The organism is Ruegeria sp. D6 (assembly GCF_056534365.1).
The window spans coordinates 421,489-439,614 of the sequence record NZ_JBQFPH010000002.1 but is presented as its reverse complement, the minus strand read 5'-3'; the positions used below and the strand labels follow the sequence as shown (position 1 = coordinate 439,614).

Genomic DNA, 18,126 nt, shown 5'->3' with positions numbered 1-18,126 from the left:
TTTAGACATGGGCCACCTCCATGCCATGCGCGCCGCCCATCATCAGGCCGATCTCATCGACCGTCAGACCCGTGGTTTCACGCGGGGCGCTTAGTCGCCCTTCGTTCAAGGCGGCAAAGCTGTCTGAGATTTCCATCAGTTCATCGAGGTCTTGCGAGATACAGATGACCGCAGTTCCCTTGGCCGCCAGATCCAGAATGGCCTGCCGGATCGAAGCCGCCGCCGCCGCATCCACGCCCCAAGTCGGCTGGTTCACGACCAGAACATCCGGGTTTTGCAGCACTTCGCGACCAATCACGAACTTCTGCAGGTTCCCGCCCGACAGCGACCGGGCGGCATTTTCAGGACCCGGCGTACGCACGTCAAAGGCGCTAATGATCTTTTCGGCAAAGCTCTTGGTCTCGGACCACTTCAGAAAGCCGTTATTCTCCAGCCCCTCGCGGACCGACCCAGTCAGCAGAGCGTTTTCGGTCAGGCTCATATCAGGGGCAGCCGCGTGGCCCAGCCGTTCTTCGGGCGCGGTCAACACGCCCAGCTTACGCCGCGCGGTCGGGCCGAGTTTGCCGATGGGTTGACCGTTGAATTTGATCGCATCTGCGGTGGTCGGAATTTCGCCAGAAAGCACACCCAGCAATTCATCCTGACCGTTCCCCGCGACACCCCCGATCCCCAGAACCTCGCCCTTGCGGACGGTCATGTGGACGTTGCGAAGCGCAGTTCCGAATTCCGACGGCGACGGCACTGACAATCCGCTGACATCCAGCGCAACGTCACCGAACTCCCGGCCGGAACGTTCAGGTGTCTGCAGGGTCGAGCCCACCATCATCTCAGCCATATCGCGCGCTGAGGTTTCAGCTGGTACACATTCGCCCACATTCTTACCCAGCCGCAGAATCGTGGCGTGGTCGCATAGCGTTCGAATCTCTTCCAGCTTGTGCGAGATATACAGGATCGATGTCCCTTCCGAGCGCAATTTGTTCAGCGTTTCGAAAAGGATTTCAACCTCTTGCGGCGTCAGAACCGAGGTCGGCTCGTCCATGATCAGCAACTTTGGGTCCTGCAGCAGGCAGCGGATGATTTCGACCCGCTGACGCTCACCTGCAGACAGATCGCCAACCGTGCGGAAGGGGTCCAAGGGCAGGCCGTAGGTTTCGGATACTTCGCGGATACGCGAGGCCAGATCACCCATTGGGGGCGGGTTCTCCATCCCCAGAGCGATATTCTCGGCGACGTTCAACGCATCGAATAGCGAAAAATGCTGGAACACCATCGCGATCCCGTCTGCGCGGGCGGCGCGCGGTTCAGGCGGTGCATAGGGCTGCCCTCGCAGCAGCATGGTGCCGCTGTCGGGTTTCACCAGCCCATAGATCATTTTGACAAGCGTGGATTTGCCCGCGCCGTTCTCGCCCAGCAGCGCGTGAACTTCGCCTTCACCGATGTCAAAGGACACCTGATCATTGGCCACGACGCCGGGATAGGCTTTGGTCAGCCCTTGCAAGCTCAGAAGTGGAGTGGTCACGCGCTCAGGTCCTTCTTCAATTCGTTCTGTCGGGCGGGGCGTAACAGTTGCGCTGCCACGCCAACGGCGATCATCTGCGGGTGTTTGCCCAAGCCTGGATCGCCGATCGGACAGGTGATCCGGCTGATCCGCTCGGGCGGATGCCCAAGGGCTGCAAGTCGCGACCGGAATCGCGCCCATTTCGTAGCCGAGCCGATAAGCCCCGCAAAGAGGAAATTGTGCGAAAGCAGCCGGTTGCACAGTTCCAGATCCAGATTGTGCGAATAGGTCAGCACCAGATGCTCGGCATCGGTTGGCGCGTGGCGAACCAGCTCGGCGGGTTTTGCGGTCGGAACCGGGGTTACACCGGTTGGAACCACATCGGGAAACCGCTCGGGTCCGGTATCGACCCAGGTGATTGCCAGATCGGGTAGGGGGGACAAAACGTCCACCAGCGCCCGGCCTACATGGCCTGCGCCCCAGATCCACAGATTACGCGTCGGTTTGTGAACGGGTTCGACCATCCAACCTTCGATCAGTTGGGGCTCGGGCGCGACACCCTGTCCTCGCGCTGCCGCCAGCCGACGTTTGACCGATAGCGGCATCTCTCCGCCCGAGGCCGAACGCGCGATGACGGTATCGTCCAGTGCATTCAGCGCTTCATGATCAAATACTTCACTCAGCAATGAAACTGCACCGCCGCAGCATTGCCCCATGTCGGGGCCAAGAGCGTGATGCGTTAGTCGGGTGGCGGTGGTTTGGGATCGCGCAGCTTCGGCTGCCTGATACTCCAACGTGCCTCCACCGATGGTGCCACTTTGCCCGTCCTTCCAGACTAGCATCGCGGCCCCCACTTCACGTGGAGACGACCCTTTGATGCCGGCGATGACCACCCGGACCACTGTTCCGTGGGTTTTGACCGCCTCCCTCAAAGCCTCCAAGTCAAATCCCATCAGATGCCTCCCTTCATCTTTTGGACGCCGCGCCAAACTTCTTCAGCCGTGGCTGGTGCATCAAGAGCGGGGTAGGCCTCTCCACAGGCCGCGACCGCATTCGACAGGGCCAGCCATGCTGAAATACCCAGCATGAACGGCGGTTCGCCCACCGCTTTCGAACGATAGATCGTGTCCTCACGGTTTTCGGCATCCCAGAGTGCGACGTTGAACACGTCGGGTCGATCTGAGCAGGCGGGGATCTTGTAGGTCGAGGGTGCGTGTGTGCGCAGGTTGCCCGTGCCGTCCCAGACCAGTTCCTCGGTCGTTAGCCAGCCCGCGCCTTGCACATAACCGCCTTCGACCTGCCCGATATCCAACGCCGGGTTCAACGAAGCACCGGCATCATGCAGGATATCGGTGCGCAGAATGCGGTTCTCACCAGTCAGAGTGTCGACGGCCACTTCGGTGACCGACGCTCCGTAGGCGAAGTAGAAGAACGGACGGCCTCGTCCGGCGATCCGGTCCCATTCGATCTTGGGTGTCTTGTAGAAACCGGTCGCCGACAGGCTGATCCGACCCTGATAGACCAGCGCCGCAGCTTCAGCGAAGGTGTAGCGTTCGGCGCCAACCGAAACATGGCCATCAGAGAAGGTGACAGTCGACGGATCGGCCTGATGCCGCTCGGCCAGATAGTCCGCCATTCGATCGCGGATCGTATCGCAGGCCGCCTTCACGGCCATGCCATTCAGGTCACTGCCCGAGGATGCTGCCGTGGCCGAAGTGTTCGGCACCTTGGCCGTATCCGTGGCGGTGATTTTGACCATCTCCAGGGGGATGCCAAAGCGCGAAGCCGCCACCTGCGCGACCTTCTGGAACAGACCCTGACCCATCTCGGTGCCGCCGTGGTTCAGATGGACCGAGCCATCCTGATACACATGCACCAAAGCGCCTGCCTGATTCAGGTGGGTCAGCGTGAAGGAAATCCCGAACTTGACCGGAGAGAAGGCAATGCCCTTCTTGATCACGCTGTTCTCGGCGTTCCATTTCGCAATGGCGGCCTTGCGGGTTTCGTAATCGCTGGATTTCAGTAGGGCCTGAGTCATCCCGTGCAATTCGAAATCGCTGACCTCCATTCCGTAGGGTGTGGTATTGCCACCAGCGGGCAGAGGGCGCACGGGGGCGTCCCCGGTTTCGACCGCGCCGCGGCTTGTTAGGTCCTCATGCGGGTCGGGATGACCCAAAGGCTTTTCGGACGGCGTGATCTCGGCAATCGCATGGGCCGGTTCGTAGTAGTTTCGGCGGCGCAGTTCCACCGGGTCCAGACCCAGCTCATACGCGGCGTGGTCCATCACGCGTTCGATGCCAACCATGCCCTGCGGGCCGCCGAAGCCGCGATAAGCGGTGGCGGATTGGGTGTTGGTCTTCAGCCGGTGGCTTTCGATCCGTGCATTTGGAAACAGATAGGCATTGTCCGAATGCAGCATCGCGCGGTCGGCGACGGGCAGGGACAAGTCCTGCGCCCAGCCGCAGATGACGTAGTGGTGGAACGAGACGCCCTGAATATGGCCGTTCTCGTCAAATCCGGCCTTATAGGCGATGCGGAACGCGTGGCGTTTGCCGGTGATGGTCATATCATCGTCGCGGTCATAGCGCATCTTGCACGCCTTGCCAGTTGCGCGAGCGGCCACCGCGCAAGCAACGGCCAGCGCATTGCCCTGGCTTTCCTTGCCGCCAAAACCGCCGCCCATACGGCGCGTCTCGACCCTGACGGCGTGCATCGGAACGCCCAACGCATCGGCCACCTTGTGTTGGATCTCGGTCGGGTGCTGGGTCGAGCTGTGAACCAGCATATCCGCGCCTTCATTCGGCACGGCCAAAGCGGCCTGACCTTCCAGATAGAAATGCTCCTGCCCGCCAAGCTCGAATGACCCTTCGATCACATGGGCGGATCCTGCAATAGCCGCATCAGCATTGCCTTTGGCATAGATGCGCGGGCCGTCTTCGAACCGACTGTCGGCGGTCAGAGCCTCTTCGACGGTTAGGATCGGGGTTTCCTCGGCGTAGTCGATCTTGCCCAAACGGGCCGCCTTGCGGGCGGCCAGATGGCTGCTGGCGATGACCAGAAACACCGGCTGGCCGATATAGTGGACCGTTCCGTCCGACAGCAGCGGTTCATCATGGATCGAAGGCGATACGTCGTTGGCGAAGGGCAGATCATCCGCAGCCATAACCATCACGACGCCCTCGGCGGCCCTCACCGCAGACAGGTCGATTGCGGTGATCTTGCCTTTGGCAATCGGGCTGAGGCCAAAAGCCAGATGCAAACTGTCCCTGGGTGTCGGGATATCGTCCACATACCGCGCGGTTCCTGAAACGTGCAGCGGTGCTGCGTCGTGGGGGAGGGGTTTGGTCACGCTCATGCCGATACCTCCAGCACATTGGTCACTTCGCCCTGATCTTCCAAGAAGTATCTTTCGAGCATCGCTTTGGCGGTTTCCAGTCGATAGGTGGCCGAGGCGCGCATGTCCGTGAGTGGTGAATAATCGTCAGCAAAGGCAGGCAGCGCGGCGTCAATCGTCTCGCGCGCCCAAGGTTTACCGACCAATGCGGCCTCGACATGGGTTGCCCGTTTCGGGATGCCGGCCATGCCGCCGAACGCGATGCGCGCCTGCGTGACGATGCCGCCCGAGACGGTGATGTTGAAACACCCGCAGACGGCCGAGATGTCCTGATCGAACCGCTTGCTGAGTTTATAGGCCTTCAGGCGATCCAGCTGACGGGGGAAGCTGACAGCTTCGACGAATTCACCGGGAACGCGGTCCTGTTTGCCATAGTCGATAAAGAACTCTTCCAGCGGAAGGGACCGACGGGTGTCGCCTTTGCGCAGATGAAGGGTTGCGTCCAGAGCAATCAGCGCAGGCGGGTTGTCCCCAATGGGCGAGCCATTGGCTATGTTGCCGCCCACCGTTGCAGCATGGCGCACCTGTACACTGGCGTAGCGGCGGATCATTTCGGCGTAAGAGGGGTGAAGATCGGCCAGAGCCTCACCCATCCGATTCATGTCGACCATTGCGCCAAAGCGAATTTCATCGTCGGTGATGGTGATTTGTTTGAGATCATCGCAACGGTTGAGGAAGATTACTGGAGCCAGGTCGCGCAGTTGCTTTGTCACCCACAGGCCGACATCTGTTGCTCCGGCAACCAGCGTGGCATCCGGGTTTTCAACATATACAGCTGCCAGTTCATCGGAAGATTCAGGCAGCATGCGCGACGCAGCAGAAGATGCGAGTGGCTTGTCTTTGACCCAGACTGGCACGGGACGGTCCTCGACCGCTTTCGCGGCGCGAATAATCGGTGCATAGCCAGTGCAGCGGCACAGGTTTCCGGCAAGCTGGGTGTCATGATCCGTGGCGCCCGTCGCATGGCTGGCGACCATCGACATGACAAAACCCGGAGTGCAAAAACCGCATTGCGAACCGTGCAAGTCAACCATTGCCTGTTGAACGGGATGTGCTTCGCCATCCGGGCCGCTTGCCCCTTCGACTGTTCGAACCGCTTTGCCATGCAGCTGGGGCAAGAACAGGATGCAGGAGTTCAGAGCTTTTGCACCGTCTTCGTCCGTCACCATGACCGTGCACGCGCCGCAATCGCCTTCGTTGCAGCCTTCTTTGGTGCCTGTCAGACCGCGATCTTCACGCAGCCAGTCCAGTAGGGTGGCCGTCGGATCGACATCCGGCAGCTCCACTGTCTCTCCGTTCAGAAGAAACGTGATGTTCATTCGAGAAACCCGTCGCGTTACCCGGTTGCGCCCGTTCGGCCCTCCTTCGATGCGACGTAGAAAGAGTGGCGGGCGGTAGCTTGCCGTCAGATGTTAGAAACAGCGCACCTTATCTGGCAAGAAAAACTGCCTATATGATACACCATTGCACCCGAGCGGCCCATGATTGTCGTGTATGTGTGAAACTTAATAAATTGAAAATAAACACTTTTTGGGAAGGTGTGCGTTCCTACGCCCGAAGCACCTTCTGAAAAAGCCGAATAATCACCGATGATTTTTTCGGCATTCGATGGTGCCGGTTCCCGCTTTTGCAACATCGCTGGCTGAGATAGCTTAGCCTGTATGAGCAGTTCCCCCCGATTCATTCACCTCCGCGTTCACACTGAATATTCGTTGCTGGAAGGCGCCGTGCGGCTGAAGAAGCTGCCGGACCTGTGCCAGAAGATGGAGATGCCCGCCGTCGCGGTGACGGATACCAATTCAATGTTCTCGGCCTTAGAGTTTTCGGTCACCGCCAGCGGGGCAGGTGTGCAACCGATCATGGGCTGTCAGGTCGATCTCAGTTACGTTCAGGCGCAGCCGGGAGAAAAGCCCAAAGCACCCGCGCCGCTGGTGCTGCTGGCACAATCCGAGGTGGGATATGAGAATCTGATGAAGCTCAGTTCCTGCCTGTATGTAGACAAAAGCGGGCAGTTGCCGCAGGTCACTTTGGACGAATTGGCGGAACGATCAGATGATTTGATCTGCTTAACCGGCGGTCCAGACGGGCCCGTAGGGTTGCTGTTACAGCAAGGTCAGCGCCCTGCTGCCGAGGCTTTGGTGGATCGTTTGTCCGCGATTTTCCCGGATCGCCTTTATGTTGAGTTGCAGCGTCACCCTGGCGAAGGAGGTCAACCTGAGGCCGAGCGCTTGACCGAGCGCGGTCATGTCGAGATGGCGTATGACAAGAACCTGCCGCTGGTGGCCACCAATGACGTCTATTTTCCGACTTCGGACATGTACGAGGCCCACGACGCGCTGATCTGTATCGCCGAGGGGGCTTATGTCGACCAGCAGGACGGTCGCCGACGTCTGACCGCGCAGCACTATTTCAAGTCGCAGCAGGAGATGGTGACGCTGTTCGCCGATCTGCCCGAAGCCGTCGAGAATACGGTTGAAATCGCGCAACGCTGCGCCTTCATGGCCTATCGCCGCGACCCGATCCTGCCGAAGTTTGCAGATGATGAGGTCGCCGAACTGCGTCGCATCGCCAACGAGGGTCTGCAAAAACGTCTGGCCGTGATCCCGCACGCCGTGACACCTGAAGAATATCAGGAACGACTGGATTTCGAACTTGGCATCATCGAAGGGATGGGCTTCCCCGGCTATTTCCTGATCGTTGCCGACTTTATCCAGTGGGCTAAGGATCATGACATTCCGGTGGGTCCGGGGCGAGGCTCGGGTGCGGGATCACTGGTGGCTTATGCGTTGACGATTACCGACCTTGATCCGCTGCGGTATTCGCTTCTGTTTGAACGGTTTCTGAACCCCGAGCGGGTTTCTATGCCCGACTTCGATATCGACTTCTGCATGGATCGCCGTGAAGAGGTTATCCGCTACGTGCAGCAGAAATACGGGCGCGACAAAGTGGGGCAGATCATCACCTTCGGTGCCTTGCTGTCGAAGGCGGCTGTGCGCGATATTGGGCGTGTATTGCAGATGCCATACGGGCAGGTTGATCGCCTGTCCAAGATGATCCCAGTCGAAGGCGTCAAACCCGTTTCCATCGAAAAGGCGCTGAAGGATGAGCCGCGCCTGCGGGAAGAGGCACGCAATGAAGAGGTCGTGGACCGTCTGCTCACATATGGCCAGCAAGTCGAGGGGCTGCTGCGCAACGCCTCGACACACGCTGCCGGCGTGGTGATCGGAGACCGGCCGCTGGATGCACTGGTTCCAATATACCAGGACCCGCGTTCGGACATGCCTGCGACCCAATTCAACATGAAATGGGTTGAACAGGCCGGGCTTGTAAAGTTCGATTTCCTGGGTCTGAAAACACTGACCGTGATCCAGAACGCGATGGATTTGATCTTTAAGTCAGGGCGTGACCTTCACATAGCTCCCGATGGCACGGAACTCTATGAACCCGCCGAAGGGGCAATAAATCAGATCAACGCCATCCCGCTGGATGACGAGGCGACGTACAAACTCTATTCGGCGGCCAAGACGGTGGCGGTGTTCCAGGTTGAATCCTCGGGCATGATGGATGCGCTCAAGCGGATGAAGCCGGATTGTATCGAGGATATCATCGCCCTCGTCGCGCTTTATCGACCCGGCCCGATGGAGAACATCCCCAAGTTCTGCGAGGTCAAGAACAAGCTTAGCGAACGCGATACGCTGCACCCGTCCATCGACCATATCTTGGATGAGACGCAGGGCATCATCGTCTATCAGGAACAGGTGATGCAGATCGCGCAGGAAATGGCGGGTTACAGCCTTGGGGGCGCGGACTTGCTGCGCCGCGCGATGGGTAAGAAAATTCAGGAGGCGATGGATGCAGAGCGGCCCAAGTTCCTCAAAGGTGCTGCCGAAAACAATGTGGATGAGGCCAAGGCGACCGAAGTCTGGAACCTGCTGGACAAGTTCGCCAACTATGGCTTCAACAAATCCCACGCCGCCGCCTATGCGGTGGTCAGCTATCAAACCGGCTGGCTAAAGGCGAACCACCCGGTCGAGTTCATGGCAGGTGTCATGAACTGCGATATCCATCTGACCGACAAGCTCGCGATCTATTTTGAGGAAGTCCGCAAGGGGCTGCAGCTGCCCTATGTTCCGCCGTGCGTAAATCGATCCCAAGCGACCTTTGATGTGGCCGATGGGCATTTGGTCTATGCGCTGGGCGCGCTCAAGAACGTAGGCGTCGAGGCAATGAATCTTGTGGTTGAGGGGCGTGGCGAAAAGCCTTTCGTAAACCTGTTCGACTTCGCCCGCCGTGTTGACCTGAAGAAGGTCGGCAAACGCCCGCTTGAGATGCTGGCTCGCGCCGGTGCCTTTGACGAGCTCGATAAAAATCGTCGCCGTGTGTTTGAAAGCCTTGATCCGTTGGTTCAGTATTCGGCGGCGATTCACGAGCAGAAGAATTCCAACCAAGTTTCCCTGTTTGGCGAGGCAGGCGATGACCTGCCCGAACCGCGTCTGTCCCCTTCGCCTGATTGGCTACCTGCCGAACGCCTAAGCGAGGAATTCAAGGCCATCGGATTCTACCTGTCTGGCCATCCGCTGGATGACTATATGCCGGCCCTGAAGCGCAAACAGGTGCTGACACTGGACCAGGTGACTGAAAAGGCGCGCTCTGGACCATTTATCGCTAAGATGGCCGGAGTCGTTGCAGGTCGGCAGGAAAGGAAATCAGCGCGTGGCAATCGGTTTGCTTTTGCGCAGCTCTCTGATCCGACTGGGGCATTCGAGGTCACGTTATTCTCGGAAACACTGGAGAAATCCCGAGAGTTTCTGGAAACCGGCGCACAGGTGGTACTGACGGCCGAAGCGACCATGGAGGCCGATCAGCTGAAACTGCTGGGCCGTTCCGTTGGTCCGATTGATACAGTTGTGGCCGATGCGGGTGCGACGGGTTTGCGTGTGTTTGTCGAGGATTCGAAGGTTTTGCCGAACATGGCCACGGTACTGGACGGCGCAGAGGCTTCAGCCAAAAGGGTGGCCAAGGGACCTGTTTATGTTTGCCTATTCGATCCCGGACTGCCGGGCGAGGTCGAGATGGATCTGGGCCGGGAATTTCCGATCAACCCAGAAATCAAAGGCGCGCTGAAGTCGCTCGAGGGGATATCGGAGATCGAAGAAATCTGATCCCGAACCGTAATGTTGCCACACGCGATGGACCCCGCTAGGCTGGGTGAACATCCTCAAAGGTCATTTCACAGGAGGGTTCCGAAATGGCAAGTTCAGGCAATGTTTTCAGGATATTTACACTTGCCGCAGCATGTTCACTGGCATTGGCCACTGCGGTACATGCAGACGACAAAAAGAAGAAGAACACTCTTACCGGGGCCTTGGTCGGCGCGGGCGTTGGCGCGCTGGTAGGCGATGGTAAAGGGGCTGCGGTCGGTGGGGTGGCCGGTGCGATAATCGGACATAACTGGAAGTGATCATGATGTTGAAAAATCCCATCAAATCTTCCTTCTGCGCCACGCTGTTTGTTATTCCGACGTTTGCTTTCGCGGATGAGGCTGCTGAGCAGATGGTGCAAGACGTCCTGCCTATGATGCACTATACATGCGCCTCGATCGCCGAAGCGGCCGACGGGGACGAAGCCTTTGTTGTCGAAGTCGTAGGAAAGATGACGGCCTTGTCACTCTATAATCGGCAGATCAATATCGAAGATCACGCGGCCACTGACGAGGAAAAGGCCCAACTGCGCGAAGCCTTCATCGCCGCTCTGTCCGAGGGCTGTGCCGCCGACAAGAACGCCCTTCTGGGCGGTGTGGTCGATAACGCGGTGAAATCGACGTTGGGGATGTAAGCGAGCGCTGGTTATTGCGGGCGCTAAAGTCTGCCAACCGGGCAACGAATGAGGCCCCAGCCGTTGTCCATCTGGGCCGCTTTCAGGCCTGAGACGAGACGGTCGGACAAAAAGAAGAGTTTTGGAACTTTCGGGTCCAGCCAGATGTCCGGTCCGCCCAACGCTTCGGGTATGACTACCAGTTTGGTTTCTTGACTGCTTCTAGGAAGGTAGGTTCGACCATAGCGATTGCTAAGTGGTGACCGAACATCCCCCTCCGGGCCCAGCACATCATAATTACCCATGGGTCGTTTGTTGCACACGTTCAGAAAGTAATACCGCTCGGACGTGGTCAGATGGTTTTCAGTTGAATCCATCAGCGTCAACGGATGAAATACCGTGTCCCCCAGATCGAACTGTTCCAGAACGGATTTGGCGGATTGGGAAACCATAGGCTTGCCACCGCCATTGATGAATGGAGCCGTATAATACTCGGCTTTAGAATTGTAATGATAAACGCTACCAACCTGTTCTTTGGTCAGCAGATCACCGCGTTTCCAGCTTTGAGAGGCTTGACGGAGGATGCTCTTCGACCATTCGACGTCTTCGGCAGATTGTTTTTTCCGCCAATTGTCTGTGTATTCTCTGCGCGATACACCCTCTATGACGTTGATATTGTTCACCGTCGTAGCAATCCACACGCATTGCGCGTTGCTGTCCTCACTCGCCATCAGCTTGCCCTCAGTAATGCGGCGGGCGTTCGTCTCCGAACACAACTCCGCCTGAACCTTCCTGCGCGCGTTCTGCTTCACGCTGCAGCAACATCTCGACGCGGCGGGTCAGGCGGTCGATCTCGTTCTGTTGGTTTGTGACGACCGAGTTCAGCTCTTCGACCGTGCGGGTCAGATGGGCGATCTGCTCTTCCAGATGCTGCATGGGGCTCTCCTTATAGGCGTCTCATAGCGACCCTGTGACGCCCTGGCCAGAGAAACCCCGCCTTGCTCCGATGCGGGCCATGGGATAGACCGCGCGCGGAACACTAAATCCCAAGGACGCCCCACATGGCCAAGCCCAAGAAACAGCCCCGCCCCAAGGCCGTAACGCCGAAAGGGTTCCGTGACTATTTCGGCGAGGAAGTCACGCAGCGCACCGAGATGCTGCGGACGATTGCGGGTGTGTATCATCGTTACGGGTTCGATGCCTTGGAAAGCAGCGCGGTTGAAACGGTTGAGGCGTTGGGCAAGTTCCTGCCCGACGTGGACCGCCCGAACGAGGGCGTATTTGCATGGCAGGAATTTGACGAAGGCGGCTCAAAAGGTTCCGGGGGCGACTGGATGGCCCTGCGCTATGACCTGACTGCGCCTTTGGCCCGTGTCTATGCGCAGCACCGCAACGATCTGCCGACGCCTTATCGCCGCTATGCGATGGGTCCGGTCTGGCGGAACGAGAAGCCGGGGCCGGGGCGGTATCGCCAGTTTTATCAGTGCGATGCGGATACGGTGGGCACGGCCTCAATGGCTGCGGATGCCGAGATTTGCGCTATGCTGTCGGACACGCTGGAAACCGTTGGAATCCCGCGCGGTGACTATCTGGTGCGGGTCAACAACCGTAAGGTTCTGAATGGTGTGCTCGAAGCGATGGGTTTGGGTGAAGACGCCGCCGCCCGAGATAATGTTCTGCGCACGATCGACAAGTTCGACAAGGTGGGCGAGGCTGGTGTGCGTGAGCTTTTGACCAAAGGCCGATTGGATGCCTCTGGCGCTTTTATCGATGGTGTTGGTCTTAGCGGTGATCAGGCCGAGCCGGTGATTGCCTTCCTGACTTCTAAAGCTGCAGATACCGCCGGAACGCTGGCCAACCTGCGCGCCGCTGTGGGTGACAGCAAGATCGGTGCGGACGGGATCGCTGAGTTGGAGCAGATTGGTGCGCTGCTGGATGCAGGCGGGTATGGTTCGGACCGGATCGAGATTGATCCTTCGGTCGTGCGTGGCCTCGGCTATTACACCGGGCCGGTCTATGAGGCCGAACTGACCTTCGAAATATACGACGAGAAGGGCCGCAAGCGGCAATTCGGGTCGGTCTCGGGTGGTGGTCGCTATGATGATCTGGTCAAGCGGTTTACCGGACAGGAAGTACCCGCGACCGGCATCTCCATCGGTGTTGACCGATTGCTGGCCGCTTTGCGCGAAAAGGGGCGGATCGCGGCGCAGGCCACCGGCCCAGTGGTTGTGACCGTGATGGACCGCGATCGCATGGCGGACTACCAGGCGATGGTGGCAGAACTGCGCAATGCCGGAATCCGGGCCGAGGTCTACTTGGGCAACCCCAAGAACTTTGGCAACCAACTGAAATATGCGGACAAGCGGAACTCTCCAATTGCGGTGATCGAAGGCGGTGACGAAAAGGCAAATGGGATTGTACAGATCAAGGACCTGATCCTTGGCGCCAAGATTGCCGAAAGCGCCACGCTTGAGGAATGGAAAGAACGGCCCAGCCAGTTCGAAGTGCCCCGCGGCGATCTGGTCGCTAAGGTGCGCGAGATTCTGGACAATCAGGACTGACCCATGCCGAACCGTTCCCAAATACAGGCCCGCGCCGCCATGATGCGTGTCCGGTTCGAGGCGGCGGGCGCGCAGGTGGTTGATACGCCTCTGCTGCAGCCAGCCGGGACGCTGCTGGACCTCTATGGAGAAGATATCCGCGCCCGTGCTTACGTAACCTCGGACGCGCTGCGGGGTGAGCAGATGCTGCGCCCGGATTTCACCCTGCCGGTGGTGCAGATGCACATGTCCGACGGGGCTGAACCAGCAAGATACACCTATTCCGGCGAAGTGTTCCGCCGTCAGGAACACGATCCGGATCGTGCTAATGAGTATATCCAAGTCGGCTACGAAGTATTTGATCGCGAAGACCCCGCCGGAGCCGATGCCGAGGTGTTTTCGTTATTTGCCCTGCAATTGCGCGGGCTGCCTTTGCGGGCAGCGACAGGTGATATCGGTATTCTGATCGCCGCGGTCGGGGGTCTCAAGACCACTAGTCGTCGTAAGGCTGCACTGATGCGGCATCTCTGGCGGCCTCGCCGGTTCCGCGTTTTGCTGGACCGATATGCCGGACGCAAAGCTAGTCTCGAGGGGCGCGATGCTCTGCTTGACGCGGTCGACCCATTGGCGATTGACGTGCCCATGATAGGCAAGCGCCGTACGCCCGAAATTCTCGAACGGATTGATGCCCTGCGCGAAGACCGCGCTGCGCCGCCGATCTCGGACAATGAACTGGCCGGTTTGGAGACGCTACTTAATGTGCGAGAAACCATGCCTTTCGCGCTGGAACAACTGCGTGACATTGCGGTTGATCTGCCACAGATCACATCTGCTTTGGATCGTTTGGAGGCTCGTATCGCAGCCCTGCAAGCGCGGGGCGTAGATGTGGATACACTGGATTTTGAGGCGTCTTATGGCAGGACCTCGATGGAGTACTACGACGGGTTTGTATTCGGCTTTTATGCCGAAGGCCGCCCTGATCTGCCACCGGTCGCGACCGGTGGGCGCTATGATGCGCTGACCAGGCAATTGGGTGGTGGAGCCGAGATTCCGGCAATTGGCGGCGTGATCCGCCCGGACCTGATGCTCGAAATCGAGGAGGCTGCGCAATGAGCCTGAAACTCGGTGTGCCCTCGAAGGGCCGGTTGATGGACAAGACCTTTGCATGGTTTGAAAAGCGCGGCATTACACTGTCGCGCAGCGGATCAGACCGGGAATACGCGGGCAAGGTTGATGGGATTGGTGGCGTCTCGCTGATCCTATTGTCTGCAGGAGAGATTCCGCGCGAGCTGGCGGCGGGACGCATTCATTTGGGCGTGACCGGCATCGATCTTGTGCATGAAAAGCTGCCGCGCTGGGAACAGCAGGTGGAAGAGGTTGCACCTTTGGGGTTCGGCAAGGCGGACCTTATCATTGCAACCCCAGCCTGCTGGGTCGACGTGGACACTCTGGATGATCTGGATGCGGCGGCGGCAGGTTTTCGCAGGGCGCATGGCCACCGGCTGCGCATCGCTACCAAGTACCATCGTCTGGTCCGCGAATTCCTGACCGAAGCGGGAGTGGCCGATTACACGCTGGTCGACAGCCAGGGCGCAACCGAGGGGACGGTGGTGAATGAGACAGCCGAGGCGATTGCCGATATCACCTCGACCGGGGAAACACTGCGGGCGAACCACCTGAAAATCCTGTCGGATGGGTTGATCCTGCAATCGCAGGCCACGCTGTGGCGCAGCCGCGTGGCCAAATACGATGCGGCTGAAAAGACGGCTTTGAATGAGCTGCTGGACAGGTTGGCCTAAAGCACCCCAATTTCCGCTAATGCGCGGTTCAGATCGTCGGGCAGGGCATCGTCCTGCTCGCGATTTTTAGGCAAGTCGGCAGGGGTGTCCTCAGGCTTGAGATACCGCCAGCCCTGGAATGGACGCTTCAGAGCGTTCTGCGTTCTGTGTACCTCGGGGTCCAGGACGATGGCGCAGCGGCGGATGCCATCCTCACCACGGACTTCATCCAGCCGCAGGATGCGCTGACGGCACTGGACCATACCTTTGATCACCCAATAGATCGACCCGCCATTCAGAATTTCAGCGTCGCGCTTGGGCCACATGCGGGTGACGTGGCGCGGGTATCCGTCCTCATAGAGTGGTTTGCGGCTGTCTTGCCATGCCATCAGCGTGTCGACGCTTTCTGACCCAACCGAAAGTTTGATGAGGTTTACGTACTTATCCACAGCTTTCCCACAGAGTCGTCCCAAGGGTGATCCCTATATTGTAGCCCTCATGCGCTTGTCATCAAGGTGTTGTGGTTTAGATGTGATCTGGGCTAATCTGAATGCCTCTTTCAGCACAGGGAATCACCAATGAGCCGCTTTGCCGCCCCCATCGCCGAGCAGATCTGGGATATGAAATACCGCTTTAAACAGGCGGATGGTACGCCCATCGATCAGACAGTCGAGGACAGCTGGCGGCGCATAGCTCGTGATCTGGCGCGTGTGGAAGAAGACCCGGCGCATTGGGAAAAAAAATTCTATGAGGCGCTAGAGGATTTCAAATACCTTCCTGCTGGCCGCATCACCGCCGGGGCGGGCACCGCGCGACAGGTAACTCTATTCAACTGCTTTGTGATGGGGACGATCCCCGACAGCATGGGCGGTATCTTCGACATGCTGAAAGAGGCCGCGCTGACCATGCAGCAGGGCGGGGGGATCGGTTACGATTTCTCAACCATCCGTCCGCGCGGCGCCGATGTGAAAGGGGTCGCAGCGGATGCCTCGGGCCCGCTAAGCTTTATGGACGTCTGGGACGCCATGTGCCGCACGATCATGTCTGCAGGCTCGCGTCGTGGTGCGATGATGGCGACCATGCGCTGCGACCATCCGGATATCGAACAGTTCATCACCGCGAAATCCGACCCGGCGCGTTTGCGCATGTTCAACATGTCGGTTCTGGTCACCGATCCATTCATGGAGGCCGTCAAGGCCGATGGACCGTGGGATCTGGTATTTGACGGAAAGGTCTATCACACCGTTCAGGCGCGGGATCTTTGGAACAAAATCATGCAGGCCACCTATGATTATGCCGAGCCGGGCGTGATCTTTATCGACCGGATCAATCAGGCGAACAATCTGAATTACGTCGAGACGATCTCGGCGACCAACCCGTGCGGAGAACAACCTCTACCGCCTTATGGTGCCTGTCTGCTGGGTTCGATCAATCTGGCACGGTTGGTTGCCGAGCCGTTCGAGGATGCCGCGCATCTGGACGAGGAGGCCTTGCAAGAGCTGGTGGCCACCGCCGTTCGCATGATGGACAACGTGGTGGACGCGTCGAAATTCCCGCTGGCCGAACAAGAAGCCGAGGCGCAGGACAAGCGCCGTATCGGGCTGGGCGTGACTGGTCTGGCCGATGCGCTGTTGATGTTGGGTCTGCGCTACGGCTCGGACGAGGCGGCGCGTCAGACCGAACGCTGGTTGCACGCGATCGCGCGCGCCGCGTATCTGGCGTCGGTCGATTTGGCGAGGGAAAAGGGCGCTTTCCCACTGTTTGACGCCGAGAAATATCTGGCCAGCGGCACCATGCAACAGATGGATGACGATGTGCGCGACGCAATCCGCGAACACGGCATCCGCAACGCGCTACTGACCTCGATCGCACCGACGGGTACGATTTCGCTGTATGCGGGCAACGTGTCTTCGGGGATCGAGCCGGTTTTTGCCTATGCCTACACGCGCAAGGTGCTGCAAAAGGACGGTTCGCGCACCGAAGAAGAGGTTGTGGACTATGCGGTGCAGATGTGGCGCGACAAGTTTGGCGAAGCCGAATTGCCCGAGTATTTCGTGAATGCGCAAACACTAAGCCCGTCCCATCACGTAAAAATGCAGGCGGCGGCGCAAAAGTGGATCGATAGTTCGATATCGAAGACGATCAACTGTCCCGAAGATATCAGCTTTGAAGCCTTCAAAGACGTCTATATGCAGGCCTGGGATCAGGGATGCAAAGGCTGCACGACCTATAGGCCAAACGATGTGACCGGCTCGGTTCTGAGCGTATCGGAAAGCGACGACAAAGCGCCAGGTGAAAGCGCGGATGCCCCGCATGAGGTTGACGGAGGCGAGGTCGTTTATATGTCCGAACCGCTGGATCGCCCACAATCGCTTGAAGGGTCGACTTACAAGCTGAAATGGCCGGACAGCGAGCACGCAATTTATCTGACAATCAACGATATCGTCATTGGCGGACGCCGTCGCCCCTTCGAGGTGTTCATAAACTCGAAGAATATGGAGCATTATGCTTGGACGCTGGCTTTGACCCGGATGATATCGGCCGTGTTCCGACGCGGTGGCGATGTGTCCTTTGTGGTCGAGGAACTGAAAGCTGTGTTCGACCCGCGCGGCGGGGCCTGGGTCAAAGGCAAATACATTCCGTCCATTCTGGCCGCGATTGGCGGCGTGATCGAGCAACACATGGTCAATATCGGCTTCCTTGAGGGCGAAGGCATGGGCCTGAAATCCGATCCTCAGGCGCAGGTGGTCAACATGGACGCCCCGCGTGGCAAGGCTTGCCCATCCTGTGGTCAGTTCGACATGGTGATGATCGAAGGCTGCATGACCTGCCGCAGCTGCGGTCATTCTAAATGTGGCTGATTTGGCGGAAGAGGACTTGATGTTGTGGGGCTTCAGGCGACACGGCCATTGTTGTCACCAAATGACCTCTAACTGCGATCTGCCGACCTGCTGACGGAACCCAAGAAGCGCTAGTTTTTTTTACGTTTCTTGTCTGAAGGAAATTTACTGGCCTTGTCGACCGAAGCACCTTTGGCGAGTTGCTTCGGCGTCTCTGTGCGACTTAATGCATGGCATTTGTTCCAAACATTTGCTTTGGAGT

At 58.6% G+C, this 18,126-nt stretch carries 14 protein-coding genes; 7 read left to right on the top strand and 7 right to left on the bottom strand.

Annotated features, from left to right (window positions below):
- Nucleotide 1: 1 nt before the first annotated feature.
- Genes ACR0A1_RS09630 through xdhA form a run of 4 tightly spaced genes read right to left on the bottom strand, consistent with a single transcriptional unit; the run spans nt 2 to nt 6,211 of the window.
- Nucleotides 2-1,519 (bottom strand): ABC transporter ATP-binding protein, encoded by a 1,518-nt coding sequence (locus ACR0A1_RS09630; protein WP_170420509.1) that lies wholly within the window; start codon nt 1,517-1,519, stop codon nt 2-4.
- On the bottom strand, nt 1,516-2,451 hold the full coding sequence (gene xdhC, locus ACR0A1_RS09625; protein WP_170646625.1) for a xanthine dehydrogenase accessory protein XdhC: 936 nt from the start codon (nt 2,449-2,451) through the stop codon (nt 1,516-1,518). Before xdhC ends, ACR0A1_RS09630 begins: the two co-directional genes overlap by 4 nt.
- Nucleotides 2,451-4,853: a xanthine dehydrogenase molybdopterin binding subunit gene (gene xdhB, locus ACR0A1_RS09620; RefSeq protein ID WP_480867240.1), complete on the bottom strand. Its 2,403-nt coding sequence runs from the start codon at nt 4,851-4,853 to the stop codon at nt 2,451-2,453. Before xdhB ends, xdhC begins: the two co-directional genes overlap by 1 nt.
- On the bottom strand, nt 4,850-6,211 hold the full coding sequence (gene xdhA / locus ACR0A1_RS09615) for a xanthine dehydrogenase small subunit (protein ID WP_480867238.1): 1,362 nt from the start codon (nt 6,209-6,211) through the stop codon (nt 4,850-4,852). Before xdhA ends, xdhB begins: the two co-directional genes overlap by 4 nt.
- Nucleotides 6,212-6,553: 342 nt before the next feature.
- On the opposite strand from xdhA, the gene dnaE reads away from it, so the two are divergent.
- From dnaE to ACR0A1_RS09600, 3 genes are all read left to right on the top strand, one after another.
- The gene (dnaE, locus tag ACR0A1_RS09610; protein WP_480867236.1) at nt 6,554-10,054 is read left to right on the top strand and encodes a DNA polymerase III subunit alpha; all 3,501 of its coding nucleotides are present in this window, start codon (nt 6,554-6,556) and stop codon (nt 10,052-10,054) included.
- Between the two features lie 86 nt (nt 10,055-10,140).
- Nucleotides 10,141-10,353 (top strand): YMGG-like glycine zipper-containing protein, encoded by a 213-nt coding sequence (locus ACR0A1_RS09605; RefSeq protein ID WP_170392486.1) that lies wholly within the window; start codon nt 10,141-10,143, stop codon nt 10,351-10,353.
- Between the two features lie 2 nt (nt 10,354-10,355).
- Complete coding sequence (locus ACR0A1_RS09600) at nt 10,356-10,727, top strand: YmgD family protein (RefSeq protein ID WP_170625174.1); 372 nt, start codon at nt 10,356-10,358, stop codon at nt 10,725-10,727.
- 23 nt (nt 10,728-10,750) lie between these two features.
- Here ACR0A1_RS09600 and ACR0A1_RS09595 read toward each other — a convergent pair whose 3' ends face one another.
- Entirely contained in the window at nt 10,751-11,437 is a 687-nt protein-coding gene (locus ACR0A1_RS09595; RefSeq protein ID WP_170625175.1) for an imm11 family protein, read from the bottom strand.
- A 10-nt stretch (nt 11,438-11,447) separates the two neighbouring features.
- Nucleotides 11,448-11,642: a SlyX family protein gene (locus ACR0A1_RS09590; RefSeq protein ID WP_170392484.1), complete on the bottom strand. Its 195-nt coding sequence runs from the start codon at nt 11,640-11,642 to the stop codon at nt 11,448-11,450.
- Nucleotides 11,643-11,767: 125 nt separating this feature from the next.
- Between ACR0A1_RS09590 and hisS the strand changes: the two genes are divergently transcribed.
- The 3 genes from hisS to hisG are packed head-to-tail and all read left to right on the top strand — an operon-like array spanning nt 11,768 to nt 15,045.
- Complete coding sequence (hisS, locus tag ACR0A1_RS09585) at nt 11,768-13,267, top strand: histidine--tRNA ligase (protein ID WP_170661760.1); 1,500 nt, start codon at nt 11,768-11,770, stop codon at nt 13,265-13,267.
- A 3-nt stretch (nt 13,268-13,270) separates the two neighbouring features.
- Nucleotides 13,271-14,359, top strand: a complete 1,089-nt coding sequence (locus ACR0A1_RS09580) for an ATP phosphoribosyltransferase regulatory subunit (protein ID WP_170392482.1) — start codon at nt 13,271-13,273, stop codon at nt 14,357-14,359.
- The gene (hisG, locus tag ACR0A1_RS09575; protein ID WP_170401909.1) at nt 14,356-15,045 is read left to right on the top strand and encodes an ATP phosphoribosyltransferase; all 690 of its coding nucleotides are present in this window, start codon (nt 14,356-14,358) and stop codon (nt 15,043-15,045) included. The genes ACR0A1_RS09580 and hisG overlap by 4 nt, the downstream gene beginning before the upstream one ends.
- Here the strand turns inward: hisG and ACR0A1_RS09570 are convergent.
- Nucleotides 15,042-15,473: a DUF1489 domain-containing protein gene (locus tag ACR0A1_RS09570; RefSeq protein ID WP_170646619.1), complete on the bottom strand. Its 432-nt coding sequence runs from the start codon at nt 15,471-15,473 to the stop codon at nt 15,042-15,044. The genes hisG and ACR0A1_RS09570 overlap by 4 nt on opposite strands.
- 129 nt (nt 15,474-15,602) lie before the next feature.
- On the opposite strand from ACR0A1_RS09570, the gene ACR0A1_RS09565 reads away from it, so the two are divergent.
- Nucleotides 15,603-17,885 carry an adenosylcobalamin-dependent ribonucleoside-diphosphate reductase gene (locus ACR0A1_RS09565; protein WP_480867232.1) on the top strand — a complete coding sequence of 761 codons (2,283 nt, stop codon included), beginning with the start codon at nt 15,603-15,605 and terminating at the stop codon, nt 17,883-17,885.
- The last annotated feature ends 241 nt before the right edge of the window (nt 17,886-18,126 follow it).

Bases quoted from the DNA above. Each gene is read 5' to 3' on its own strand.
- hisG (WP_170401909.1), top strand. From the start codon at position 14,356: ATGAGCCTGAAACTCGGTGTGCCCTCGAAGGGCCGGTTGATGGACAAG.
- ACR0A1_RS09595 (WP_170625175.1), bottom strand. From the start codon at position 11,437: ATGGCGAGTGAGGACAGCAACGCGCAATGCGTGTGGATTGCTACGACG.
- ACR0A1_RS09590 (WP_170392484.1), bottom strand. From the start codon at position 11,642: ATGCAGCATCTGGAAGAGCAGATCGCCCATCTGACCCGCACGGTCGAA.
- ACR0A1_RS09580 (WP_170392482.1), top strand. From the start codon at position 13,271: ATGCCGAACCGTTCCCAAATACAGGCCCGCGCCGCCATGATGCGTGTC.
- ACR0A1_RS09565 (WP_480867232.1), top strand. From the start codon at position 15,603: ATGAGCCGCTTTGCCGCCCCCATCGCCGAGCAGATCTGGGATATGAAA.
- xdhB (WP_480867240.1), bottom strand. From the start codon at position 4,853: ATGAGCGTGACCAAACCCCTCCCCCACGACGCAGCACCGCTGCACGTT.
- xdhC (WP_170646625.1), bottom strand. From the start codon at position 2,451: ATGGGATTTGACTTGGAGGCTTTGAGGGAGGCGGTCAAAACCCACGGA.
- ACR0A1_RS09605 (WP_170392486.1), top strand. From the start codon at position 10,141: ATGGCAAGTTCAGGCAATGTTTTCAGGATATTTACACTTGCCGCAGCA.
- dnaE (WP_480867236.1), top strand. From the start codon at position 6,554: ATGAGCAGTTCCCCCCGATTCATTCACCTCCGCGTTCACACTGAATAT.
- hisS (WP_170661760.1), top strand. From the start codon at position 11,768: ATGGCCAAGCCCAAGAAACAGCCCCGCCCCAAGGCCGTAACGCCGAAA.
- ACR0A1_RS09600 (WP_170625174.1), top strand. From the start codon at position 10,356: ATGATGTTGAAAAATCCCATCAAATCTTCCTTCTGCGCCACGCTGTTT.
- xdhA (WP_480867238.1), bottom strand. From the start codon at position 6,211: ATGAACATCACGTTTCTTCTGAACGGAGAGACAGTGGAGCTGCCGGAT.